The sequence below is a fragment of the Rhodocyclus tenuis genome (genome assembly GCF_014197755.1).
GTDB classification, from domain to species: domain Bacteria; phylum Pseudomonadota; class Gammaproteobacteria; order Burkholderiales; family Rhodocyclaceae; genus Rhodocyclus; species Rhodocyclus tenuis.
Genome location: NZ_JACIGE010000004.1, coordinates 1 through 23,368, shown reverse-complemented (window position 1 = coordinate 23,368; position 23,368 = coordinate 1). Strand labels below are relative to the sequence as shown.

Here is a 23,368-nt window from a genome sequence, read left to right as displayed (position 1 = left end):
GCCGCTCAGACCTGTGTCTGCGTCACCGAGCGGCGGAAACGCAGCAGTGCCAGCGTGAAGAACACGCTGCCCAGTGCCAGCATCGCGCACAGATCGACCCAGACCGCCGTCAGGCCGGCACCACGGTAGAGGATCGCCTGCGCCAGACGCACAAAATAGGTCGTCGGCGCCAGCAGCATCAGGTCCTGCACTGCCGCAGGCATGCTCTCGCGCGGCGTCACGCCGCCGGACAGCAGCAGCAGCGGGATGATCACCAGGATGATCAGCAGACCCAGTTGCGGCATCGAGCGCGCAACCGTCCCCAGATAAACGCCGATCGACGCCGCGGCAAACAGGTAGAGCGCCGCCGCGGCCAGGAAAAGCAGCGTCGAGCCGGCGATCGGCACCTGCAGCACCTGCTGCACGACGACGAACAGCGCGAAACTTGCGCCGGCAAGTACCGCCAGACCGTTGGCCCAGATCTTCGCCAGCATGATCTCGAAAGGCGCCAGCGGCATCACCAGCAGATGCTCGATGGTGCCGTGCTCGCGCTCGCGGATCAGCGCCGCGCCAACCAGGATGATCGTCAGCATGGTGATGTTGTTGATCACCTCCATGACGCCGCCGAACCACAAGCCGTTGAGATTGGGATTGAAACGCGCGCGCGTCACCACCTTGATCGCCGCCTCGCTACCGTCACGCCGGCCGGTGAGGAACTCGCCGATTTCGGCTGCGGCGATGTTCTGGATGTAACCGGCGCCGATGAAGGCCTGGCTCATGATCGTCGCGTCGATGTTGAGCTGCACCTCGGGCTGGCGGCCGGCGACGAGGTCGCGCTGGAAATTGCTCGGGATGACGATGGTGAACGAGTAGCGGCCATGGTCCATCGCCGGATCGACCTCTTCCAGCGTGATCTTGTCCGGCGCGCGGAAGTACGGCGGATAGAGCGCGTCGGCGAGCCGCCGCGACAGCGGCGACTGGTCGAGGTCGACCACGGCCACCGGCGCCTTGCGCAGTTCGAGCGAGGTTCCGGTCGCCGCCTCGTAGATGGCACCGGAAAACGCCCAGGCGATGAGGATCAGCAAGACCTTGTCGGCGCCGAGGCTGCGCAGCTCCTTGAGGCCAAGGCGATAGATGTTCGACAAGTGGCCGAGGAAACGGCTGGAAAAAGTGGGGCTCGGCTTCATCATTTCTCCTGCTTGCGCAAGAGCGCCAGGCTGGCCAGCGTCAGCACCGGGATGAACGCGGCCAGCGCCAGGAATTGCGTGCCAAGCTCGCTGAAACCGAGCGCCTTGGTGAACACGCCACGGCTGATGATCAGGAAATAGGTCGCCGGGAAGCACTGGCCGATCCAGTAGCCGAGCCCTTCGAGCGAACTCACTGGCGAGGTGAGCCCGGAAAACTGCACGGTCGGCAACATGGTCAGGATCGCGGTGCCGAACAGCGCGGCGATCTGCGTGTTGGTGAAGGTCGAAATCAGCAGGCCGATGCCGGTGGTTGCCGTCACGTAGAGCAGCGCACCGACGCTGAGCGCGAGGAAGCTACCCTTCACCGGCACGTCGAAGAAGACGATCACCTGCAGGACCAGCAGGAAGAAGCTGAGCATCGACATGGCGATGTAGGGCAACTGCTTGCCGATCAGGAATTCGAGCCGCGTCACCGGCGTCACGTAGAGGTTGGTGATCGAACCGAGTTCCTTCTCGCGCACGACGCCGAGCGCCATCAGGATCGCCGGAATGAAGATCAGCAGCAGCGGAATCACCGCCGGCGCCATCGCGTAGATGCTGCGCACGTCCTGGTTGTAGCGGTAACGTGATTCGATGCTCGCCACCGCCGGCGCTTCAGCACCGGTTTTGGCAAACACCTGCGCGGCGAGATACTGGCGATGGATGCCCTCGACGTAGCCACGGATCGTCTCGCCACGGTAGGGCATCGCGCCGTCGACCCAGACGCCGATCTCGGTGGCGCGACCGCGCCGCAGATCGCGGCCGAATCCCGGCGGGATCTCGATCGCCAGCGCCAGTTCGCCGCGCTGCATCTGCCGGTCGAGATCAGCCTGATCGCGTAGCGGCGGCTGTTCGATGAAGTAGCGCGAGCCGGCGATGTTGTGCAGATATTCGCGGCTTTCCGGCGTCTGGTCGCGGTCGAGCGCAGCGAAACGCAGTCCCTCGACGTCGAAGGAAATGCCGAAGCCGAGCACGAACATCAGCAGCACCGAACCGAGCAGCGCGAACACCAGACGGATCGGATCGCGGCGCAGTTCGAGCGCTTCGCGGTAGGAATAGCCAAGCAACCGGCGCAGGCTGAACCACGGCGGTGGCTGCGCCGGCGACCCGGCACCGCCCTTGCCGGCGCAACCGGCATCCGCGGTGGCCGACGATCCCTCGCCTTCGTCCGGCGCGCGCGCACCATCCTCTGCCACGTCTGCCGCTACAGCCTTGCCGCCCGCCGGCGCAGCCGGCTTGCTGCCGATGCCACTGGCTTCCTCGAGATAGCTGATGAAGGCGTCTTCCAGCGTCGCCATGCCGCGCGCCGCGCACAGCGCGGCCGGCGTATCGCTGGCAAGCACGCGGCCGGCGTGCATCAGCGAGATGCGGTCGCAACGCTCGGCCTCGTTCATGAAGTGCGTCGAGATGAAGATGGTGACGCCCTGCTGGCGCGACAACTCGATCAGCAAGGCCCAGAACTCGTCGCGCGCCACCGGATCGACGCCGGAAGTCGGCTCGTCGAGGATCAGCAGCTTCGGCTCATGTACCACCGCGACGGCCAGCGACAGGCGCTGACGGATGCCGAGCGGCAGTTCGCTGGCGGCGGCATCGAGATAGGCGGTCAGGTCGAAGCGACTGACCAGCGCGTCGACGCGTGGCGCAATGGCGGACTCGGGCAGGTGGAACAGGCGCGCATGCAGATCGAGGTTCTGGCGCACCGACAACTCGCCGTAGAGCGAGAAAGACTGCGACATGTAGCCGACCTGCTTGCGCGTCTCGATGTCGCGCGCGTCGACCGGCTGGCCGAACAGCAGCGCGCGGCCCTCGCTTGGCGGCAGCAAGCCGGTGAGCATCTTCATCGTCGTCGTCTTGCCGCAGCCGTTGGAGCCGAGGAAGCCGAAAATCTCGCCGCGCCCGATGCGGAAACTGACGTGATCGACGGCGGTGAAATCGCCGAAACGCTGCGTCAGCCCGTCGGCCTCGATCGCCAGCGTTGCGCCCTCGGCGCTCGGCGGACGCGGCGGGATGGCGAGCGTATGGTGGTCGTGCCGCTTTTCTTCCGGCAGCAGCGCGACGAACGCGCCTTCGAGCGTCGTCTCGCCGGTCTGCTTGAGCAACGCCGCCGGCGCGCCGGTGCCGATGACGCGGCCGGCGTCCATCGCCGCCAGCCAGTCGAAGCGCGCCGCCTCCTCCATGTAGGCGGTGGCGACAAGCACGGTCATCCCCGGCCGGCGCGCGCGGATGCTGTCGATCAGCTCCCAGAACTGCCGCCTTGAGAGCGGATCGACGCCGGTGGTCGGCTCGTCGAGGATGAGCAGGTCGGGATCGTGGATCAGCGCGCAGCACAAGCCGAGCTTCTGCTTCATGCCGCCGGAGAGCTTCGCCGCCGGCCGGTCGCGGAAGGGCGTCAGCCCGGTACTCTGCAGCAGATCGTCGATGCGCGCGCTGCGCTCGTGGCGATCCTGGCCGAACAGGCGACCGAAGAAATCGACGTTCTCGAACACCGACAGCGTCGGATACAGATTGCGGCCAAGGCCCTGCGGCATGTAGGCGATATGCGGCTGCACCGCGGCGCGGTGATGGCGGTCGCCGATGTCGCCGCCGAGTACCTCGACACGCCCGGCCTGCACGACGCGCGCGCCGGCGATCAGCGCCAGCAGCGTCGATTTGCCGACGCCGTCCGGGCCGATCAGGCCGAGCATGCCGCCGGCCGGCAGATCGAGCGTCACCTGCTCGAGCGCAGCCGTCGCGCCGTAGCGCTGACTGACGCCGACGATGCGCACGACCGGCGCCGGCGTGCCATCCAGGCGCTGCTTGTCGCCGGTGGCCGACATCTGCGGGGCTCCCGAGGCGGCCACTAGCGTTTTCCGAAACGCTCCGGCCAGGCTTGCGCCGGGTCAAGGCGCAGCCAGGCGACTGCGGGCATGCCGACGTTGATGCGCTGCGCCTTGGCCTGCAGCCACGCCGGGTCGACCTTGAGCCGCACGCGGAACATCAGCTTTTCGCGTTCGTTGCGCGTTTCCACCTCGCGCGGCGTGAACTGCGCGCTCGGCGAAACGAAGCTGACGTGCGCCGGAACGAGTTCGTCGGGCCAGGCATCGGCGACAATGCGCGCCTCGCTGCCGATCGTGATGCGCCCGGCGTCGTTGGCGGGCAGGAAGACGTTGATATAGACGTCGCCAAGATCAAGCAGCGTCAGCGCCTTGCCGCCCGCTGCCAGCACCTCGCCGGGCTCGGCCAGCCGATAGAGCACACGGCCCGTGATCGGCGCCTTCAGCGTCGTTTCGCCGACGGTCGCACGCAAGCTGTCGGCGCGCGCCACGGCGCTGGCAACGCCGGCTTCGGCCTCGGCGACGCGCACGCGCGCCGCGCTCAGCGCTGCCGTCGCGCCATCCTGCGCGCTGCGGTCACGGTCGAGCCGGTCGCCGCTGACGAAACCGCGCTGCACCAGTTCCTGCGAACGCGCCAGCGTGCGGCCGGCGAGAACGGCGTCGGACTCGCTCTTGCGCACGCCGGCATGCGCTTCGCGCACCGTTTCCTGTGCCTGCAGCACCTGCGCCTGCGCTGCGCGCAACTGCGCATCGACATCGACCGCGTCGAACTCGCCGACGATGTCGCCCGCCTGCACGCTATCGCCTTCGCGCACTTTCAGCGCGACCAGCCGGCCGGCGATCTTGGTCGCGACATCAACCTCGGTTGCCTCAAGACGTCCGCTGGCACTGACAAAACCCGGTGGCAAAGCCGCCGGCCGGGCAAGGAAATAGAGCGCCACGGCGACAACTCCAGCGACGGCCAGCGCCACCAGCCACTGCCCACGGGAAAACGGGAATGTCATACGAAGCCTCGCTAATGACCGAAGAGTCAGTAAATAGGCAGATTATACGCCGGCGGCGGCAAATGGTGCCATGCCCGAAAATACTTGGGTGCAGTGCAACAAATCATTCACCACAAACGCCCTCATTGCTGATTTAATGGCACATCGTTGATTGCTGCGTGGCAGCAACCGGAAATCCAATCGTCTCTATCGGGAGCAATAAATGTTCAATCTTCACGGCAAAAAGGGACTCGTCGTCGGCGTTGCCAACAACAAAAGCATCGCCTACGGCTGCGCCAAGGCGTTCAATGTCTGCGGTGCCGAACTCGCCATCACCTACCTCAACGAGAAGTCCGAATCCTACGTCCGGCCGCTCGCCGAACTGCTTGGCTCGCAACTGATCCTGCCGCTCGACGTCGAAATCGACGGCCAGATGGAGGCAGTCTTCGAGGCCATCGACAAGAAGTGGGGCAAGCTCGATTTCGTCGTGCACTCGATCGCCTTCGCGCCGCGTGACGACCTGCACGGACGCGTCGTCGACTCGAGCAAGGACGGCTTCCTGCGCGCCATGGACATTTCCTGCCATTCGCTGATCCGCTTGGCCAAGCTTGCCGAACCGCTGATGAAGGATGGCGGCTGCCTGCTCACCATGAGCTACCACGGCGCCGACGAAGTCGTTGAAAACTACGGCATCATGGGCCCGGTCAAGGCCGCGCTCGAGTCGGCTTCGCGCTACCTCGCCTCGGAACTCGGCACGCACGGCATCCGCGTGCACGCCATCTCGCCGGGACCGTTGGCAACGCGTGCCGGCTCGGGCATCCTGCACTTCGATGAACTGATGAAGGACGCCATCGAGCGCGCACCGCTGCACAAACTGGTGTCGACCGACGACATCGGCGCGCTGTCGGCCTTCCTCGTCAGTGATCTGGCGCGTTCGCTCACCGGCGGTACGATCTTCATCGACGGCGGCTACAACATCGTCGCCTGACGGGAACAGAGGTTCGCTCATGACCCAGGAAACCCAGCAATACCTCGAAAGCCATACCTACGAGGAAATCCACGTCGGTGATTCGACGACGCTGACGCGCACCTTGCGCCCCGAGGACATCCAGTTGTTCGCCATCATGTCCGGCGACGGCAACCCGGCCATCGCTGACGCTGAATTCGCGCACAGCGGCATGTTCCGGGAAGTCATCGCGCACGGCATGTGGAGCGCATCGCTGATCTCGACGACGCTGGGTACGCAGTTTCCCGGGCCGGGAACGATCCTCGTCGACCAGGCATTGCACTTCTCGCGGCCGGTGAGCATTGGTGACACCGTCACCATCACGCTCACCGTCAAGCAGAAGTTCGAGCACAACAAGCACATCATCTTCAACTGCAGCTGCACCAACCAGGAAGACCTCGAAGTCGTGCATGGCACGACCGAGGTGATGGCGCCGCCGGAGAAATACCGTACGCGCAAGGTCGAACTGCCGCCGGGACCGCTGTCCGACCGCTACGCCCGGCTGCAGGTACTGCTGGCGCGCGCGCGCGGACTGCCGCCGATCGACATGGCTGTCGTCCATCCCTGCGACCGCGAATCGCTGAAAGGCGCGCTGGCGGCGGCCGACGCCGGTTTGATCGATCCGATCCTGATCGGTCCGGAAGCCAAGATCCGCGCCGTCGCCGCCGAAAACGGCTTCGATCTCGGCCTGCACCGCATCGTCAACGTCCGCCACAGTCACGAGGCGGCGGCGATGGCGGTGACGCTGATCCGCAACGGCGACGCCGAAGCGCTGATGAAGGGCAGCCTGCATACCGACGAACTGATGGCCGAAGTAGTGGCGCGCGCCAGCGGCCTGCGTACCGCGCGGCGCATCAGCCACGTCTTCCTGATGGACGTGCCGACCTACCCGCGCCCGATCCTGATCACCGACGCAGCAATCAACATCGCGCCGACGCTGATGGACAAGGTCGACATCATCCAGAACGCGATCGACTTCGCGCACGTGATCGGCATTCCCGAACCGAAGGTGGCGATCCTCTCGGCGGTCGAGACGGTCAATCCGGCGATCCAGTCGACGCTCGACGCCGCGGCGCTGTGCAAGATGGCCGACCGCGGCCAGATCAAGGGCGGCGTACTCGACGGTCCGCTCGCCTTCGACAACGCCGTGTCGATCGTCGCCGCCAAGACCAAGGGCATCCATTCGGCGGTAGCGGGCCGTGCCGAAGTTCTCGTCGTCCCCGACATCGAGTCGGGCAACATGATCGCCAAGCAGCTCGAGTACCTGGCCAACGCGCTCACCGCCGGCATCGTCCTCGGCGCCAAGGTGCCGATCGTGCTGACCAGCCGCGCCGACACCACCGAAACGCGCCTCGCCTCGTGCGTCGTCGCCGTGCTCATCGCCCACGCCAACCGCCAGAAGCAGCCGGTCACCGAATGAAACAGGGCATCCTGATCATCAACGCGGGATCGTCGTCGATCAAGTTCGCGCTCTTTCCGCACACCCACCCGCTGGCGCGGGAAGCGGCGGTTTGCGGCCAGATCGACGGCATCGGTACCGCCGAAATCCGGCTGCAGGCGAAGAACCACGCCGGTGACAGCGTCGCCGACCACACGCTGACCGGCGCCCATGCCAGCCACACCGAAGCCTTCGCTGAGCTGCTGCGCTGGTTCACCGCCAGCCAGGCGGAATGGACCATCGTCGGCGTCGGCCACCGCATCGTCCATGGCGGCGACCGCTATTCGCGACCGGTCAGGCTCGACGAAGCGGCGCTTGAGCAACTGACGCGCTACATTCCGCTGGCGCCGCTACATCAGCCGCATAACGTCGCCGGTGTGCGCGCCATCCAGTCGCTGCTGCCCGAAGTGCCGCAAGTTGCCTGCTTCGATACCGCCTTCCATCGCAGCCAACCGGAAATCGCGCAGCTTTTCGGCCTGCCGCGCTCGATCAGCGCCGAAGGCATCAAGCGCTACGGTTTTCACGGCCTCTCCTACGAGTACATTGCGCGCACGCTGGCGACGCACTCCTCGCGCGCCGAGGGCCGCGTCGTCGTCGCCCACCTCGGCAACGGCGCCAGCATGGCGGCGCTGGTCGGACGCAAGAGCGTCGCGACGACGCTCGGCTTCTCGACCATCGACGGTCTGGTGATGGGCACCCGCGTTGGCACGCTCGACCCCGGTGTCGTCCTGCACCTCATGGAAACCAAGGGTCTCGGCGTCAAGGAAATGACGCAGATGCTGTACAAGGATTCCGGTCTGCTCGGCGTTTCCGGCATCTCGCAGGACATGCGCACCCTGCTCGCCAGCGACAAGCCGGAAGCGCAGCAGGCGGTCGATCTGTTCTGCTACCGCATCGTGCGCGAACTGGGTTCGCTGGCCGCTGCCGCCGGCGGTATCGACGCGCTGGTGTTTACCGGCGGCATCGGCGAACACGCGGCCGAAGTCCGCCGCCGCGTCTGCCTGCACTGCGCCTGGATGGGCATCTACCTCAATCCGGAGGCCAACGCCCGCCATGACCTGCGCATCAGCGCGCACAACAGCAGTGTCGACGTTCTGGTCATCCCGACCAACGAGGAATGGATGATCGCCTACCACGCACAGACGCTGCTCGGCCTCTGAAAACCAGCGCTGGTGCAACAAAAAAGAGACGCCCCGCGGGGCGTCTTTTTCATGGCGCGAAAACATACGGTTGCACGCTATGACTTGATTTTTCGGCATTTCCCGGCACCGGAAAGCGACACACAAAAAAACTACATCTAGTCAACCGATTGCGCAACAACACTACCTGTAGTAGCTTAGTCAGCGTCCACACGACCCCTGCCCGCTTCTCGCCATGCCACGCGAGCCCGGAGCGCAGCACAGTTTCCCGGCGCCCGTCGCCTCGCCGCGACGCCCGCCCCACCCCGAATACGGAGAAGCCGCACATGAGCCACGAAGCACAGCAGTTGTCCCTGACCGCCATCCCCGAAGCCCCCAAATTCGCGCCACTGCCGGAACAGGAAATTTCGGTCGAGGTACTGATCGAGAAGTACGCCAAAGGCAAGGAAAACAGCGTCCATGACGTGCGCCGCCGCGTCGCCCGCGCGCTCGCCGCGAACGAAAACGAAAAGCAGCGCGCGCATTGGGAAGCGCGCTTCCAGTGGGCGCAGGAAACCGGCTTCGTCCCGGCCGGACGCATCAACTCGGCCGCCGGTACCGATCTGGCGGCAACGCTGATCAACTGCTTCGTGCAGCCGGTCGGCGATTCGATCGTCGAGGTCGTCGACGGCAAGCCGGGCATCTACACCGCACTGGCGCAGGCCGCCGAAACCATGCGTCGCGGTGGCGGCGTCGGCTACGACTTCTCGTCGATCCGGCCGCAGGGCGCGCGCGTCAAGGGCACGCAGTCGCGTGCTTCCGGCCCGGTGTCGTACATGCGCGTCTTCGACCGCTCGTGCGAAACCGTCGAATCGGCCGGTGCCCGCCGCGGCGCGCAGATGGGCGTGCTGCGCTGCGATCATCCGGACATCGAACTGTTCATCCACGCCAAGGACAAGGGCGACCTCTCCAACTTCAACATCTCGATCGGCGTTACCGACCCGTTCATGCAGGCGGTCGAAGCCGACGCCGAAATCGAGCTGACGCATCGCGCCGAGCCGAACGCCGACATGCGCCGCGCCGGCGCCTACCAGCGTGAAGACGGCCTGTGGGTCTATCGCAAGGTGCGCGCGCGCGACCTTTGGGATCAGGTGATGCGCTCCACCTACGACCATGCCGAGCCGGGGATCCTCTTCCTCGACCGCATGAACAAGGACAACAACCTCTACTACTGCGAGCTGATCGAGGCCACGAACCCCTGCGCCGAACAGCCGCTGCCGCCTTACGGCTGCTGCTGCCTCGGCTCGATCAACCTGACGCTGTTCGTCAAGGACGCCTTCAGCGACCGCGCCGAGTTCGACTTCGCCGGCTTTGCCGAGGTGATCCGCGTGTCGACGCGCATGCTCGACAACGTGCTCGACGTCACCGCCTGGCCGCTCGATCGCCAGCGCGAAGAAGCCGCCAACAAGCGCCGCATCGGCCTCGGCTTCACCGGTCTGGGCGACGCGCTGTGCATGCTGCGCCTGCGTTACGACCGTCCGGAAGCGATGGCGATGGCCTCGCGCATCTCCGAATTCCTGCGCGACACGGCTTATCTCGAATCGATCGAGCTGGCCAAGGAACGTGGCCCCTTCCCGCTGTTCAACGCCGAGCTGTATCTCTCCGGCGGCAACTTCGCCTCGCGCCTGCCGGCCGAGATCAAGGCCGAGATTCGCAAGCACGGCCTGCGCAACTCGCACCTGCTGTCGATCGCGCCGACCGGCACCATCTCGCTGGCCTTTGCCGACAACGCGTCGAACGGTATCGAACCGCCCTTCTCGTGGACCTACAACCGCAAGAAGCGCATGCCCGACGGCACGCTCAAGGAATACGCGGTCGAGGATTACGCGTGGCGTCTGTACAAGCACACCGGCGGCGACGTTGAAAAGCTGCCCGATTTCTTCGTCACCGCGCTGGAAATCTCGGCGCAGGCGCACAAGGACATGGTTGCCGCCGTCGCGCCGTTCATCGACACCGCCATTTCCAAGACGGTCAACGTGCCGGGCGACTACCCCTACGAGGATTTCCAGGATCTCTACATGAGCGCCTGGAAGTCGGGCCTCAAGGGGCTCGCCACCTACCGTCCGAACAGCGTGCTCGGCTCGGTGCTCTCGGTCGAATCGCAGAAGCAGGCCGAAGAAAAGAAGCAGCCGCAGGACTTCGTCAATGGCGACGCCAACCGTCGCCTGACGATCAAGACGCTGCCGGCACCGGTGCTCTCCAGCCTGCGCTGGCCGAACCGCCCCAACCTCGCCGACGGCAACCTGGCGTGGACCTACATGATTGACCAGCCGCACGGCAAGTTCGCGCTCTTCGTCGGCCATGTCGAGCAGGAAGGCCGCGCCTGGCCCTTCGAAGTCTGGGTCAACGGCCCGGCCGCACCGCGCGGCCTCGGCGCCGTCGCCAAGACGCTGTCGATGGACATGCGCGCCAACGATTCGGGCTGGCTTAAGCTCAAGCTCGAATCGCTCGCCAAGACGGCGAGCGACGAAGGCTTCGACATGCCCTTCCCGCCGCACGGCGAGCACAAGCGCATGCCCTCGATCGTCGCCGCGCTGGCGCAGCTGATCCAGTACCGCGTTGAACAGATCGGCACCTTCCGCAACGACGGCCCGACGCCGGTGCTCGACGCGCTGTTCAGCCTCAAGGAACCGAAGACCGGCACCGACGGCACGCTGTCGTGGACGGTCGACGTTTTCAACCCGGCCACCGGCGAAGACTTCGTCCTCGGCCTCAAGGAAATCACGCTGCCCGACGGCGTCACCCGCCCCTACTCGGTGTGGCTCTCCGGCAACTACCCGCGCTCGCTCGACGGCCTGACCAAGCTCTTGTCGCTCGACATGCGCGTCGTCGATCCGGCGTGGATCGGCATGAAGCTCAGGAAGCTGCTCGACTACCCGGAACCGCTCGGCGATTTCATGGCCTTCGTCCCCGGCACGCGCAAGCAGCAGACCTACCCGTCGACCGTTGCCTACCTCGCGCACCTGATCATCCACCGCTACGCCATGCTCGGCATCCTCGACGAAAACGGCCTGCCGATCACGCAGATGGGCATTCTCGAAACGCCGAAGGAAAGCACCGCCGCCAAGCCGACCGCCGGCAAGCTGTGCAACGAGTGCGGCAACCACACCGTGATCCGAAAGGACGGCTGCGACTTCTGCACCGCCTGCGGCGCAGTCGGTGCCTGCGGCTAGACTTATCGAGGCAATATGCGCCGATGTGCTGTGCGTTGGCGCATAAGTAAAGAATCCCCGGTGATCAACTGCGCACCGGGGATTTTTTTGGGCCCAAGCATTCGCCTTAACTGCAGCGATGATCATCGCGTCGAGTATTCGCTTTGGCCCAGGAACTGCCTATTGTCACAGCATGAGGCCGGATTTCGGCCAGTGCGGACGTTGGCGCACCTACCGAGCTACGTCTGCAATGCGGTCGGGTTGCTGACAATGTCAGTACTGGACGATTGAACGTCCGCTCCCAGTTCCGGCGGGCGCATACTTCCGCCCCTAACCCACCAGTTCGGAACTTCAACAGGGGCCATTTCGCGCAACACTGAGCACAACGAAAGCGACCAGTAGTGAGCCGCAAACTACGACTTGATGGCCGAGTTGTGCTGGCTCCCTCACGAACATGCTGAAATGGCCGTCCTGCTTCAAATGTCGAGCTGACGCTCCTGCATCCACTTGACGATTGCCGGATCACGGTGCGAAAAGAAGCTGCAGGTGCCCGTCTCAAGCGTGGCAATGCTGGCCATGTCTTTCTCGTCCAGCGTGAAATCGAACACATTCAGGTTCTCAGCCATGCGTTCACGGCGTACCGATTTGGCGAGTGTCACGATGTCACGCCGGATCAACCAGCGCAGAACCACTTGGCCAACAGATTTGCCATGCTTTCACCAACGGCGGCGAGCAGTTCGTTCTGGAAGAGGCTATTACGGCCCTCGGCAAACGGAGCCCACGCTTCCGCCTGTACATCATTCTCGCCCATGAATAACAGGCTTTCGGCTTGCTGGTGGAAGGGGTGACTTCGATCTGATTGACCGCAGGGCGAATCTCGTTGAACGCAATGATGTCCATCAGGCGGTCCGGCTGAAAATTGCTCACACCGATCACGCGGAGCTTGCCTTCTCGATGCGCCTCTTCCAAGGCACGCGAAAGCCAAGGATCGGCATCGCAATTCCGTTGTTCAACGTTACGTGACACATCGACAACTCCCTCTCATCTGATGGTGACAAGCTGAAGCAAAGCGCACCAAGGTTTACAGGGTTCTCGCGTAGAACGCCGTCAGCTTGGTAAGGGCTGCATCGACATACTTCGGAACCCAGTACGTTTCGATGTGTGTCGCACCATCGATCCTGAACAATTCCTTGTCCTTCGTGCCGGTGGCTTTGGCAAACGCATCCTCGCTCATGTACAGGCTATCGGCCTTGCTGCCTGCGATCATCAGCAACGGCTGCTGAATCAGTTCGAGGTGGTCGGTAGCGTCGAAGCGCATCAGGTCCAGCAGACTGCTCGTGGTGTACTTGAACGTCGAGTTGGGGTGCGCATGCGTCTTCCAGTAGTACGCATAACCCTGTCGATAAAGGTCGAACGGCAATTTGGCGATCTGCTCATCCGTCAGATTGGCGTCGCCGGAATAAAGCACTTCCCCTCCAGCCGTCTCCTGAGCGCGGGCGTCGACAGCCTGCTGCAAGCGCTGTTGGATGCTGCCAAGTTGGGAATCGACGTAGCCATTGCGACGAACCCGTCCGGAGTTGAACATGCTTACGGTGCTGATCGACTTGAACCGCTTGTCGGTTGCCGCAGCGGCCAAGGAGTAGCCACCGCCGCCGCAGATGCCGAGGAGCCCCAGGCGTTTCGCATCGACTCCGGGATACTGAGTAATGAAATCGGCCATGCCATGGATATCCTCGATACGGTTCGCAGGCTTGTCCACGCTGCGCGGCAGCCCGCCGCTTGCCCCTTGGTACGCCGCATCCGCGGTGATCGTAATGTAGCCTTGTTCAGCCAAGCGCTGCGCGTACAGGCCTGCCACCTGCTCCTTGACGCCACCGTTAGGATGCGCGACTACGATCACCGGATATTTCCTGTTTGGGTCGTAGTTGGCCGGGGTATATACATTCGCGGCGATATCCAGTCCGTTGAGCTTGTACTTGACCGGATTGATATTTACGGCGCCCTTGACATTCTCCGTGATTGCTCCGTCATACGCCAAAGTGAACGGATTCTTCGTGTAGTCTGCGGCCATGATAGTCCCCGAAAAAAGTCCAATAGCGGCTGCCACGCAGGCCATGCCATTGATTTTTATGTTCGTCTGAAAAAACATCTTCACTTCCCGTAGAGTGGTGGCGCGGAAGGCCAAAAGATACCCGTGGTATTGCCTCAGAATTACTTAAGTCGTAAGCGTCGAAGTGCGCTGCCTGCTCCCAATAAATCCCATTGAATTTGAATCAAGCGGTATTGGCTAGCGGTTTGCGGTGTGATTTAAGCCCGAAGGAAAAAAACAGGCTCCCTATACCGAAGCAGGCAATGGTTATTCCCATCGGGAATGGCGTGCCGTTGGCGAAATAACCGACAGACGCCGAACCAAGGATTCCCGTGCCGTACTGAATGGCTCCGATCAGTGCGGAAACCGCACCAGCTTGCTCAGGGTATCCGTCCATTGCCCCTACAATGGCATTGGCCACGATAAAGCCCGTTGCGGACGCAAAGAAGAACAGTGGCACAACCAGGCCCCATAGTCCGCCCCAGTCCTGCCAAGCATTAAGGGCAGCAACAATTCCAGCGTAGGTGGCCAGGCCAGCCCCGAAGCTGATCATTCGATCAATACCAAAGCGGCAAACCAACTTGGCGTTGATCTGGTTGGCAACCATGATTCCGACAATTCCCAGTCCGAATAGAAGGCCATAGAGTTGAGGAGAAACGTGGTGGTGTGAGATGTAGGCAACAGGCGTGCCCGCCACATAGGCAAACATTCCCCCATAGAAACTCCCACCGACGCCGGCATAGGCCAGAAGACGAGGTTGCTGAAGTAGCCGCCCGTAGCCGAGGACAGCCGACGTGATCGACTGCGGATTACGCCGCTCGGGTGGCAAGGTTTCGGGCAGGATGGTTAGCGCCCATAGGGTAGCCATGCCGACACCGACCAGCGTCCAGAATATGGCATGCCATGACGACAGGTGGAGAATCATGCCGCCTACACTGGGCCCGATCAGCGGGGCTATCGCCATCACCGTCATGAGAACGGACAGCATCCGGGCCGCCTGGTGACCCACGTAAAGATCACGAACCATTGCCCTGGCCAAAACGACGTTGGCACAGGCCCCGACAGCCTGCACCATGCGCCATCCAATCATCGTCGGAACACTGTCCGACATGGCACAGCCGGCCGAACCGATGATAAACAGCAGCAAGCCGAGGGTGATCGGCAGGCGCCGACCGTAACGGTCACCGATAGGTCCCCAGAAAAGCTGACCGATACTGAAACCGATCAGATAGCCGGAAATAGTCAGCTCGACCGAGCCGGCATCAGCATGCAGCGACTCGCCCATGGCCGGCAGGGCTGGAAGGTAAAGGTCGGTCGAGATTGACGCGAAAGACATCAAGGCACTCAGGATGACGAGCACCCTGAGCCCTTTGTCTTCGGTTGAGTCAGTGACGGCAGTAGCCGACTGAAGTTGCTTGCTGCTCAAAGTCCTGTCCGTTTTTCAAGTGCCTCTGGGTAGCGCTCACCCTGGATGGGGATGTTGGCAGCCGCGGCGTCAATTCGAGCCAGATCACTCTGCGTCAACCCCACCCAGGCTGCCCCCAGGTTTTCTTCCAGACGCCGCAACTTGGTGGTGCCTGGTATCGGAACGATCCAAGGTTTCCTTGCCAACAGCCAGGCCAAGGCAATCTGTGCCGGTGTTGCATCTTTCGCCACGGCAATCCCCTTCAGCAGATCAACCAACGAGCGATTTGCCCTGCGCGCATCAACCGCAAATCGAGGCACGAGGTTTCGGAAGTCAGAGCTGTCAAAGTGGGTGTTTTCATCAATCGTTCCGGTCAGATAGCCCTTGCCGAGCGGACTGAACGGAACGAAGCCGATACCCAGCTCTTCCAGCGTCGGCAGCAGTTCTTCTTCCGGACGACGCCACCACAAGGAGTATTCGCTTTGAACCGCAGTCAGCGGCTGAACGGCATGAGCACGGCGGATGGTATTGACACCTGCCTCCGACATTCCGAAATGCCTGACCTTGCCTTCAAGAATCAGTTGTCTAACCGTGCCTGCAACCTCCTCAATCGGCACATCAGGATCGACGCGATGCTGGTAGTAAAGGTCGATGGCTTCGACGCCCAGTCGTTTCAGAGAACCTTCGACGCTCAGGCGAATTTGCTCGGGACGGCTGCACTGGATTTGCTGACCACCCTCCATACGGATACCGAATTTTGTTGCAATTGCCACCTCTCCCTTGAAGGGAGCTAGCGCTTCACCCACCAGTTCCTCATTGACATAAGGGCCGTAGAGCTCCGCCGTGTCGAAGAAGGTGATGCCCCATTCGACGGCGTGGCGGATTAGAGAAATCATTTCCCGTTTCTCGGCCGGAGGGCCGTAGGCCATGCTCATGCCCATACAACCCAGACCGAGGGCCGATACTTCAAGTCCGCTACTGCCAAGTTTGCGTGTTTGCATTGGTGTATTCATGTCGAGTATTCGCATTAATTGTCTTCTCGGTGGACACCCAGACTGCTGCCGATTTCGAGTCCAGGCGTGGTCGCCAGCTTGATGATCAGGTGGGCGACACTCTTGCGCGATACGGTTTCATCCTTGGCCTTGAAGGCCTCACCTTTTTGCGTTGTGCCGTAAGCGACTTCATCCCGGTTGTTGAGCCACGCTGGCCGGATGATGGTGTAGTCGAGCCCGGACGCCTCGATGACCGCTGCACCGTCGCGGTACGGGTCAAGAATGCTGCGGTAGTGCTCCCCGGGGACTTCGCGGTAGATGCCCATCGAACTGACGAAGATCACGCGACGCACCGCGGTTTCACGCATGGCCGCCACGATATTCAGCGCCAACTGTTCCAAAGGTCCATCCAGATTGGCGTAGACCACATCCTGATCAGCCATGGCTGCCGTGAGGGCCGGTAGATCGAGCACGTCGCCCTCCACTACGCGGACACGGTCTGTATTTGCCCGACCCAGACGTTGCGCCTGGCGCAGATACAGCGTCAGGTGGGCATCACTTGTCTTTAGAAACAGCTCGGTGGCCACCCGCGCGATCTGGCCACCGGCACCCAGGATCAATACGTTCAGGCTCATTGCCGTGCGTGGTTGAGAATGGTGGTAACGACGTCGCGCGTGTAAATCTCGGCGATGCCGAACCACTGGGCGTTGCCGAGGATGTTTTCGATGGTCTTCGGCAAGTCAGCCTCGCTAATCCCCAACTGGGACAGACGGGTGGGTGTGCCGATCTTGTCAAACCACGCCTCCAGCGCAGCGATACCCTGTTCGGGGGTATCCACGCCGAATACGTGTTGGGCAAAACGCTGGAACTGCTGCGGATTGCGGCTGTGATACCACTTCATCCAGGCCGGGATGACCACCGACAGGCCGGCGCCATGTGGCACATTGAAGAGCGCCGACAAGGAGTGCTCGATCATGTGGTTGGGGTAGCTAAATCCGGCCGTGCCGGCATAGATCAGACCGTTCAGGGCTTGTGTGGAGGCCCAGGCGAATTCGGCGCGGGCGTGATAGTCCTGCGGGTTTTCGAGCAGGGTCTCGGTCGTTTCGATCACCGTGTTGATGATGGCTTCGACCATGCGCGAATGAAATCTGGGCTGCTCCGTAGCGGTGAAATAGCCCTCGATCGCGTGCGCGATGATGTCGGCAGCGGAATACACCAGATAGTCGCGCGACACCGTCTGCATCAGCGCGGGATTGACGATGGAAACCTTGGGGAAGGTGTGTACCGAGCTGATGGCAAACTTTTCCTTGGTTTGCTCATTGGTGACCACAGCGCCGTTGTTCATTTCGCTGCCGGTAGCTGCCAGCGTCAGGATGTCGAAAACCGGCAGAGCAGCCTCGATGCTGCCCTTGCCGATGAACAAGTCCCACACATCGCCAGCGTAAAGCGCGCCGGCGGCGATGGCCTTGGAGCTGTCGAGCACCGAGCCGCCGCCCACGCTGAGGACGGCATCGACCTGATGCGTGCGGGCCAGCGCAATGGCTTCGCGGACTTTGGAAAGCACCGGGTTGCTGACAATTCCGCCGCATTCGACGTATCGCACGCCACGCTCGTTCAGGCTGTCACTCACCGTCGCAAACAGTCCGTCGCGCTTGATCCGGTCGCTGCCGTAGCACAGCAGGACGTTCTTGATGCCATGCCCGGCCAGAATCTGGCCAATCAGCTGCTCCTTGCCCGTGCCGAACTCGATCTTGGTCGGATTGAAGAAGGTGAAGTTTTCCATGTTGATTCCTCCGTTGTTTCTGTCGGTTAATTTCGCAAGAGCGAGCTTCATGTGGCGGGGGCCAGTTCACCAAACCAGTAGGCAGCCGTGACGCCGCCATCCATCAGGAAATCACTGCCAGTGATGAACGCGCCATCCGGCCCCATCAGCAGGGCGGCGACGTTGCCTACTTCATCCGGCGTTCCGGCTCTGCCGACGGCACACAGGTCAATCATCCGCCGGTAGCCCGGCCCTCTCGGGCCCGTGAGTTCATCCCTGGCGAGCGGTGTGATGATGATTCCGGGGCTGATCGTGTTGATCCGGGCGCCACGCTTGCCCCAGCGAACCGCCTCGGCCATGACCCGTAGCGAATTCGCGCGTTTGGATAACTGATAGGCACGGAGTGGATCGCTCACTTGATCCGGCTGAAGCATCGGCAGCGTCAGTAGTTCATCGGCTGGGGTAAGCGCCAGCGCCTTGTTCTGTTCGTCGGTCAATGCCGGCAGACGATGGCCGGATTGCGAGGCGATAACGACACCGGAACCACCCCGGGCAATCACGTTTCCGAACTCTTCCAGCACGACGGCAGTACCGTACAGATCCACCTTCAGGATGGTTTCGGGAGATGCCTGCGTTGGCGAGACACCCGCGGCATGAATCAGCCCGCTGATGTCACCAAGTGCCTGCGCTTGCTCGACCAACTCATGGATTGACTGCCGTGACGAAACATCGACCACGGCGGTGCTGACCTCAAACCCGGCATCGTGGAGAGTCTTGGCTGCAGCCAGAGCATTCTCTTCACGCAGATCGGCCAGCAGAACTTTCTTGCCCGCTCCAACCCTTCTTGCGATGGCTTGGCCAATCGAACCCGGGCCAATGACGACAACAACTTTGCCCATGATGTGTTCCTTTCGTTATTCAGCTTGGCCTATCGACTTCCGAACTGGTCGTCGCTGACCTTTTCCAGCCATTCGACGACATTGCCATCGAGCACTTCGGCGATGGCGATATGCGTCATCGCGGTGCTGCCAGAAGCACCGTGCCAATGCTTGACCCCGGGTGGAATCCAGACCGTATCGCCGGCCCGGATGTCCTGCACCGGGCCACCCCATTGCTGTACCCTCCCTGAGCCCGCGGTCACGATCAGGGTCTGTCCTAGCGGATGGGTGTGCCAGGCAGTTCGCGCACCAGGCTCGAAGGTGACGGTGGCACCGCTGATACGTGCCTGGCCGCTGCCTTTGAAAGGGGTGTCAATGCGGACAACCCCTGAAAAGAACTCGGTGGGGCCGGCGGCAGACGCTTGCGTACCAATGTGGGTGACTTGAACGCCCGCCAGTTCTTCGGCACCAGCAGCACTTGCAATCAAGCCAGCCGTGGCCACGGTGGCAATGATGTTTTTCATGGGGATTACTCCTTGGTTGGAGCTTCTTGGCCCGACATGACCAGCAATTCCTTGCGCAAGCGCTCACCATGAACAGTGATGGATGCGAACGCGGTATTGAACTCATGCAGTTCGGTAGGCGTGAAATGTACCGACAGCGCTCCCAAGTCTTCATCCAGGTGGGCCGGATTGGTTGTACCTGGGATCGGCACAATCCAGGGGCGTTGGGCCAGTAACCAGGCGAGCGCCACCTGAGCGGGAGTCGCTTCCTTGCGCTTGGCCCAGGACTGCAACATTTCGACCAAGGGCATGTTCGCCTTGAGGTTTTCCGGGGTGAAGCGCGGGTTGAAGCTTCGATAGTCGGTATAGCCAGGACCGTCAAAACGGGAGTTAGGGCCAAGCTTGCCGGTCAGGAAGCCCAGTCCCAGTGGACTCCAAGACACCAGTCCAACGCCCAGTTCCTCGAAGATGGACAACTCGTCCCGTTCCGGGCCTCGCCACAGCAGCGAGTATTCGTTTTGCACTGCTGTCACGGGTTGAACGGCATGTGCCCGGCGCAGGGTTTTCATGCCGGGTTCCGACAGGCCAAAGTGCCTGACCTTGCCGCGGGCGATCAGGTCTTTGACCGTACCAGCCACATCCTCGATGGGCACCTTGGGATCGACGCGATGCTGGTACAGCAGGTCGATGGCCTCAACGTTCAGACGCTTCAAGGAGTCATCGACTACCTGACGAATATGTTCCGGGCGGCTGTTCAGAGCGCCGGTCCGACGCCCGTTCGCGTCGATGTCAAAGCCGAATTTGGTCCCGATCACCACATCGCCCTTGAACGGGGCCAGTGCCTTGCCAACGAGTTCTTCATTAACGAAGGGGCCATAGACCTCGGCTGTGTCGAAATAGGTCACCCCGCGTTCAACCGCCTGATGAATCAGGGCGATCATCTCCTGCGTATCCTTCGGCGGGTTGTACTGCCCTCCATTCATGGTCATGCAGCCGAGGCCAATCGCGGACACTTCCAGAGTGCCGAGCTTTCTCTTTGGCATGCGGCCCTGTGGACGACTGGGAGCAGCCTGAGCCGAAGCGATTGGCATCGTTGCCATGGCCATGGCAAGACCAACAGCCATGAATTGACGACGGCCAACGCTTTCGATGGGCGCCCCGCTTACGTTGTTTTGCTCACTCATGGCTTTCTCCTTGTTCCTAGTTCGCGGACGATGTTTGGCGGAGCGGGGAAATGCCGTGTCCGCCAACGGAAGAGGTACCGGCACGGGCGCCGATGTCGATCAGCCCCATCACGGCTTCCGCGGAACGCTCGCCGACGATATTGAGACTGGCGTAGCCCGTGTCGATGTCCTCAACGTCCTTGGCAGTAAGCTTGACCTGGACTGCCGCTACGTTTTCCCGGAGGTGGGCGATCTTGGTTGTGCCGGGAATGGGAACGATCCATGGCTTCCGGGCGAGCAACCAGGCTAACGCAATCTGGCCGGGCAGAACGCCATGGCGTTCTGCGACCCTTTCCAGTAATGCGATCACGGACCGGTTAGCGATCATCGCTTCGTGGGTAAAGCGTGGCATGGTGGCGCGCAGGTCGATACCCTTGGCAAAAGTTGCCGAGGCCGGGATGCTTCCTGTCAGATAGCCCTTGCCGAGTGGTCCCCAGGCGACCAGGCCGATGCCCAATTCCTCGCAGACCGGCAACACTTCGCCCTCTGGGTCACGCGACCAGATGGAGTATTCATTCTGGACAGCAGCCACCGGTTGTTCGGCATGGGCACGGCGTATCGTCGCCGCCCCCGCTTCCGACAGACCAAAGTGTTTCACCTTGCCTTCCTGGATCAGCTGTTTGACCACGCCCGCCACGTCTTCTATCGGCACATTGGGATCGACGCGGTGCTGGTACAACAGGTCGATGACATCGGTGTCCAAGCGCTTGAGCGAGGCTTCGACCACCGTTCGGATATGCTCCGGCCGGCTGTTAAGACCACGAATCTGGCCAGCACTGTCGATATCGAAGCCAAACTTGCTGGCGATCACCACATTGTCGCGTACCGGTTTGAGCGCGGCGCCGACATAGTCCTCGCTGATGTAGGGACCATAGACCTCGGCCGAATCGAAGTATGTGACTCCATGTTCATAGGCGTCCTGGATCAGGCGAATGGCATCGGGTTTCGGAATCGGCGGCGCAAAACCCCAGGCCACGTTCATGCAGCCCAAGCCAATCGCCGAGACCCTGAGGGCGCCCAACTGACGCATCGGCATTTCGAGCTTGCGCGCACGGGCCGCCCTACCGGCCGCGGTCACATTGCCTGAAACCAGCGTCATGGCTGCCAGCAGCATTGACGCCGTCAGAAAGTCCCGGCGCCCCGGTGATATATCCTGGCGATCGTTTTGATCTGTGCAGTTCATCGCCCTAGTCCTTTGCCATACTTGGTTGCGGTTCCGCCGTGCCGGCTTTTCCGTGGTGCTCATCTGTTGGGCTGAAGATTAGCCATCTCACTGTCCATTTAATAGGGTCAAAAAGCTTGAACCAGTAGCAATTAAAAGTTGATAATCGACCTGTTCTGAACAACCTCTTGAGCTACGGTGCCAATCAACGAATTACGGGCGATGGAAATCTTTGCGAAGGCCGTCGAACTGGGTAGCCTGCGCAAGGCCGCCGCCGCTCAAGGCATGAGTCCGCAGGCAGCCAGTCAGGCCTTGTCGCAACTGGAACAGCGTCTGGGCGTCCGCTTGCTGCATCGCACGACCCGCAGCATTTCCCCGACCGACGAAGGGCAGCAACTCCTGGAGGCTACGCAGCCCGCCTTGGCGATGCTGGAGCGAGCCCTGCAACGCGTCCGCAGCGCCAAGGACGAAATCGCCGGGCCACTCCACATCGCCGCACCCCGCTCGGGCTTTGTTCCGGTGATATGGCCGGTACTCAATGCGTTCTGTGAGCAATACCCGGAGATACAGCCCGACCTGCATCTCGATGATCACATCAGCAACTGGGTGCTGGAGCGGGCCGATGTTGGCTTCCGGATCGGTGCGCCCCCCGAAGAAGGCTTGATTGCCCGAAAGCTCTTCCCCATCCAGTTGATCATCTGTGCATCGCCGGCCTATCTGGAGCGGCATGGCTTGCCACTGCGCCTTGAAGACCTGGCCGCGCATCGGTGTAGCGTCTTTCGCCATCCGGCGACCGGGAAGGTCTATCCGTGGTACGTGAAAGTCGATGGCGAGTTAGTCAGCCGCGACCTGCCGCCCGCAATTTCTACCAACGACATCGAACTCGAACTGCGAGCGGTGCTGGACGGTCAGGCGATCGGGCAGTTGTCGGCGATCTCGGCAGCGCCGCATATCCGGGCTGGAAGACTCAGACCTTTGCTTCTTCAGCACATGACCGACCATATGGGGGTCTACCTCTACTACGGTAGCCGCCGTGCCCAACCGGCACGAGTTCGTCGGTTTATTGAATTCGCGCTTGATCGGCTTGGCAATCAATCAGAATTCGTACTGAATGAGCCGGAGTTACAGGCCAACCAGTAGATCGAAACCAGGTTGCCTGCATGTCAGTTTTCAGGACGTTAGCCGACGGTGTCGATGGTCTAAGCGGACGTCCGCAAAGGCCGAGTAGCAGCCTGTTGTCGCTCACAGAGTCCAGAATTCGGCCTTTGGTCCTGTTGGCCAACTCATTCAGCAATGCGCGGGTAAGCCTGCCCCGCACCGGCCCGTCACCCGGAACATATGCGTCCAAGGCCCGCCCGTTGCCGGCGACAGGAACCATCCGGGCAAAGGCGTCATCGCGAAGAATTCTTAACCCAGATTTTCTGGACTCCCCAAATACAAACGCCCCCAGAATGACTCTTGGGGGCGTTTGCATTTGAGTCCCTCGACGTCCCCCCCGAATTGAGTAGCGCGTGACTTTAGAGTCCAATCCACGACGACAAGGAGATTGGACATGAAGAAGCGCTTTACCGAAGAACAG

19 protein-coding genes are annotated in these 23,368 nt (G+C 62.0%); 5 read left to right on the top strand and 14 right to left on the bottom strand.

Annotated features, from left to right (window positions below):
• Positions 1-5: 5 nt before the first annotated feature.
• From GGD90_RS06620 to GGD90_RS06610, 3 genes are read right to left on the bottom strand one after another with little or no spacing between them, the layout of a single operon-like run.
• Complete coding sequence (locus tag GGD90_RS06620) at positions 6-1,169, bottom strand: ABC transporter permease (RefSeq protein WP_228273650.1); 1,164 nt, start codon at positions 1,167-1,169, stop codon at positions 6-8.
• A complete protein-coding gene (gene rbbA, locus GGD90_RS06615; RefSeq protein ID WP_153115485.1) occupies positions 1,166-4,021 on the bottom strand; it encodes a ribosome-associated ATPase/putative transporter RbbA in 2,856 nt (951 codons plus the stop codon). Before rbbA ends, GGD90_RS06620 begins: the two co-directional genes overlap by 4 nt.
• A 23-nt stretch (positions 4,022-4,044) precedes the next feature.
• On the bottom strand, positions 4,045-5,022 hold the full coding sequence (locus GGD90_RS06610; RefSeq protein ID WP_153115484.1) for an HlyD family secretion protein: 978 nt from the start codon (positions 5,020-5,022) through the stop codon (positions 4,045-4,047).
• 202 nt (positions 5,023-5,224) lie between these two features.
• Here GGD90_RS06610 and fabI point away from each other — a divergent pair, with 202 nt between their 5' ends.
• From fabI to GGD90_RS06590, 4 genes are all read left to right on the top strand, one after another.
• Entirely contained in the window at positions 5,225-5,989 is a 765-nt protein-coding gene (fabI, locus tag GGD90_RS06605; protein WP_153115483.1) for an enoyl-ACP reductase FabI, read from the top strand.
• A gap of 19 nt (positions 5,990-6,008) precedes the next feature.
• Positions 6,009-7,427 carry a bifunctional enoyl-CoA hydratase/phosphate acetyltransferase gene (locus tag GGD90_RS06600; protein WP_153115482.1) on the top strand — a complete coding sequence of 473 codons (1,419 nt, stop codon included), beginning with the start codon at positions 6,009-6,011 and terminating at the stop codon, positions 7,425-7,427.
• Positions 7,424-8,605: an acetate/propionate family kinase gene (locus tag GGD90_RS06595; protein ID WP_153115481.1), complete on the top strand. Its 1,182-nt coding sequence runs from the start codon at positions 7,424-7,426 to the stop codon at positions 8,603-8,605. Before GGD90_RS06600 ends, GGD90_RS06595 begins: the two co-directional genes overlap by 4 nt.
• Before the next feature lie 305 nt (positions 8,606-8,910).
• Positions 8,911-11,796 carry an adenosylcobalamin-dependent ribonucleoside-diphosphate reductase gene (locus GGD90_RS06590; protein WP_153115480.1) on the top strand — a complete coding sequence of 962 codons (2,886 nt, stop codon included), beginning with the start codon at positions 8,911-8,913 and terminating at the stop codon, positions 11,794-11,796.
• 455 nt (positions 11,797-12,251) lie between these two features.
• Here the strand turns inward: GGD90_RS06590 and GGD90_RS17815 are convergent, their stop codons facing one another.
• The 11 genes from GGD90_RS17815 to GGD90_RS06540 all read right to left on the bottom strand — a co-directional run bounded on the left by GGD90_RS17815 (position 12,252) and on the right by GGD90_RS06540 (position 21,810).
• Positions 12,252-12,434, bottom strand: a complete 183-nt coding sequence (locus tag GGD90_RS17815) for a hypothetical protein (protein ID WP_265589147.1) — start codon at positions 12,432-12,434, stop codon at positions 12,252-12,254.
• A 4-nt stretch (positions 12,435-12,438) separates the two neighbouring features.
• Positions 12,439-12,801 carry an aldo/keto reductase gene (locus GGD90_RS17810; protein WP_221227684.1) on the bottom strand — a complete coding sequence of 121 codons (363 nt, stop codon included), beginning with the start codon at positions 12,799-12,801 and terminating at the stop codon, positions 12,439-12,441.
• 55 nt (positions 12,802-12,856) lie between these two features.
• Positions 12,857-13,924 (bottom strand): alpha/beta hydrolase, encoded by a 1,068-nt coding sequence (locus GGD90_RS06580; RefSeq protein WP_153115479.1) that lies wholly within the window; start codon positions 13,922-13,924, stop codon positions 12,857-12,859.
• 124 nt (positions 13,925-14,048) lie between these two features.
• Entirely contained in the window at positions 14,049-15,290 is a 1,242-nt protein-coding gene (locus GGD90_RS06575) for a multidrug effflux MFS transporter (protein ID WP_221227683.1), read from the bottom strand.
• Positions 15,287-16,270 carry an aldo/keto reductase gene (locus GGD90_RS06570; protein WP_153115712.1) on the bottom strand — a complete coding sequence of 328 codons (984 nt, stop codon included), beginning with the start codon at positions 16,268-16,270 and terminating at the stop codon, positions 15,287-15,289. The genes GGD90_RS06575 and GGD90_RS06570 overlap by 4 nt, the downstream gene beginning before the upstream one ends.
• A 26-nt stretch (positions 16,271-16,296) precedes the next feature.
• The gene (locus tag GGD90_RS06565; protein WP_153115478.1) at positions 16,297-16,896 is read right to left on the bottom strand and encodes an NAD(P)H-binding protein; all 600 of its coding nucleotides are present in this window, start codon (positions 16,894-16,896) and stop codon (positions 16,297-16,299) included.
• Positions 16,893-18,044 carry an iron-containing alcohol dehydrogenase gene (locus GGD90_RS06560; protein ID WP_153115477.1) on the bottom strand — a complete coding sequence of 384 codons (1,152 nt, stop codon included), beginning with the start codon at positions 18,042-18,044 and terminating at the stop codon, positions 16,893-16,895. Before GGD90_RS06560 ends, GGD90_RS06565 begins: the two co-directional genes overlap by 4 nt.
• A gap of 47 nt (positions 18,045-18,091) precedes the next feature.
• Complete coding sequence (locus GGD90_RS06555) at positions 18,092-18,922, bottom strand: SDR family oxidoreductase (protein ID WP_153115476.1); 831 nt, start codon at positions 18,920-18,922, stop codon at positions 18,092-18,094.
• Between the two features lie 29 nt (positions 18,923-18,951).
• Positions 18,952-19,425 carry a (R)-mandelonitrile lyase gene (locus GGD90_RS06550; protein ID WP_153115475.1) on the bottom strand — a complete coding sequence of 158 codons (474 nt, stop codon included), beginning with the start codon at positions 19,423-19,425 and terminating at the stop codon, positions 18,952-18,954.
• Positions 19,426-19,430: 5 nt separating this feature from the next.
• Positions 19,431-20,588, bottom strand: a complete 1,158-nt coding sequence (locus GGD90_RS06545; protein ID WP_153115474.1) for an aldo/keto reductase — start codon at positions 20,586-20,588, stop codon at positions 19,431-19,433.
• A 16-nt stretch (positions 20,589-20,604) separates the two neighbouring features.
• Positions 20,605-21,810 carry an aldo/keto reductase gene (locus GGD90_RS06540; protein WP_221227682.1) on the bottom strand — a complete coding sequence of 402 codons (1,206 nt, stop codon included), beginning with the start codon at positions 21,808-21,810 and terminating at the stop codon, positions 20,605-20,607.
• A gap of 177 nt (positions 21,811-21,987) precedes the next feature.
• Here GGD90_RS06540 and GGD90_RS06535 point away from each other — a divergent pair, with 177 nt between their 5' ends.
• Complete coding sequence (locus GGD90_RS06535; protein WP_153115473.1) at positions 21,988-22,929, top strand: LysR family transcriptional regulator; 942 nt, start codon at positions 21,988-21,990, stop codon at positions 22,927-22,929.
• Positions 22,930-23,368 lie beyond the last annotated feature (439 nt).

Bases quoted from the DNA above. Each gene is read 5' to 3' on its own strand.
- GGD90_RS06570 (WP_153115712.1), bottom strand. From the start codon at position 16,270: ATGCAAACACGCAAACTTGGCAGTAGCGGACTTGAAGTATCGGCCCTC.
- GGD90_RS06600 (WP_153115482.1), top strand. From the start codon at position 6,009: ATGACCCAGGAAACCCAGCAATACCTCGAAAGCCATACCTACGAGGAA.
- GGD90_RS06620 (WP_228273650.1), bottom strand. From the start codon at position 1,169: ATGATGAAGCCGAGCCCCACTTTTTCCAGCCGTTTCCTCGGCCACTTG.
- GGD90_RS06550 (WP_153115475.1), bottom strand. From the start codon at position 19,425: ATGAAAAACATCATTGCCACCGTGGCCACGGCTGGCTTGATTGCAAGT.
- GGD90_RS06565 (WP_153115478.1), bottom strand. From the start codon at position 16,896: ATGAGCCTGAACGTATTGATCCTGGGTGCCGGTGGCCAGATCGCGCGG.
- GGD90_RS06555 (WP_153115476.1), bottom strand. From the start codon at position 18,922: ATGGGCAAAGTTGTTGTCGTCATTGGCCCGGGTTCGATTGGCCAAGCC.
- GGD90_RS06560 (WP_153115477.1), bottom strand. From the start codon at position 18,044: ATGGAAAACTTCACCTTCTTCAATCCGACCAAGATCGAGTTCGGCACG.
- rbbA (WP_153115485.1), bottom strand. From the start codon at position 4,021: ATGTCGGCCACCGGCGACAAGCAGCGCCTGGATGGCACGCCGGCGCCG.
- GGD90_RS06590 (WP_153115480.1), top strand. From the start codon at position 8,911: ATGAGCCACGAAGCACAGCAGTTGTCCCTGACCGCCATCCCCGAAGCC.
- GGD90_RS06545 (WP_153115474.1), bottom strand. From the start codon at position 20,588: ATGAGTGAGCAAAACAACGTAAGCGGGGCGCCCATCGAAAGCGTTGGC.
- GGD90_RS06580 (WP_153115479.1), bottom strand. From the start codon at position 13,924: ATGTTTTTTCAGACGAACATAAAAATCAATGGCATGGCCTGCGTGGCA.
- GGD90_RS06595 (WP_153115481.1), top strand. From the start codon at position 7,424: ATGAAACAGGGCATCCTGATCATCAACGCGGGATCGTCGTCGATCAAG.
- GGD90_RS06540 (WP_221227682.1), bottom strand. From the start codon at position 21,810: ATGAACTGCACAGATCAAAACGATCGCCAGGATATATCACCGGGGCGC.
- GGD90_RS06610 (WP_153115484.1), bottom strand. From the start codon at position 5,022: ATGACATTCCCGTTTTCCCGTGGGCAGTGGCTGGTGGCGCTGGCCGTC.
- fabI (WP_153115483.1), top strand. From the start codon at position 5,225: ATGTTCAATCTTCACGGCAAAAAGGGACTCGTCGTCGGCGTTGCCAAC.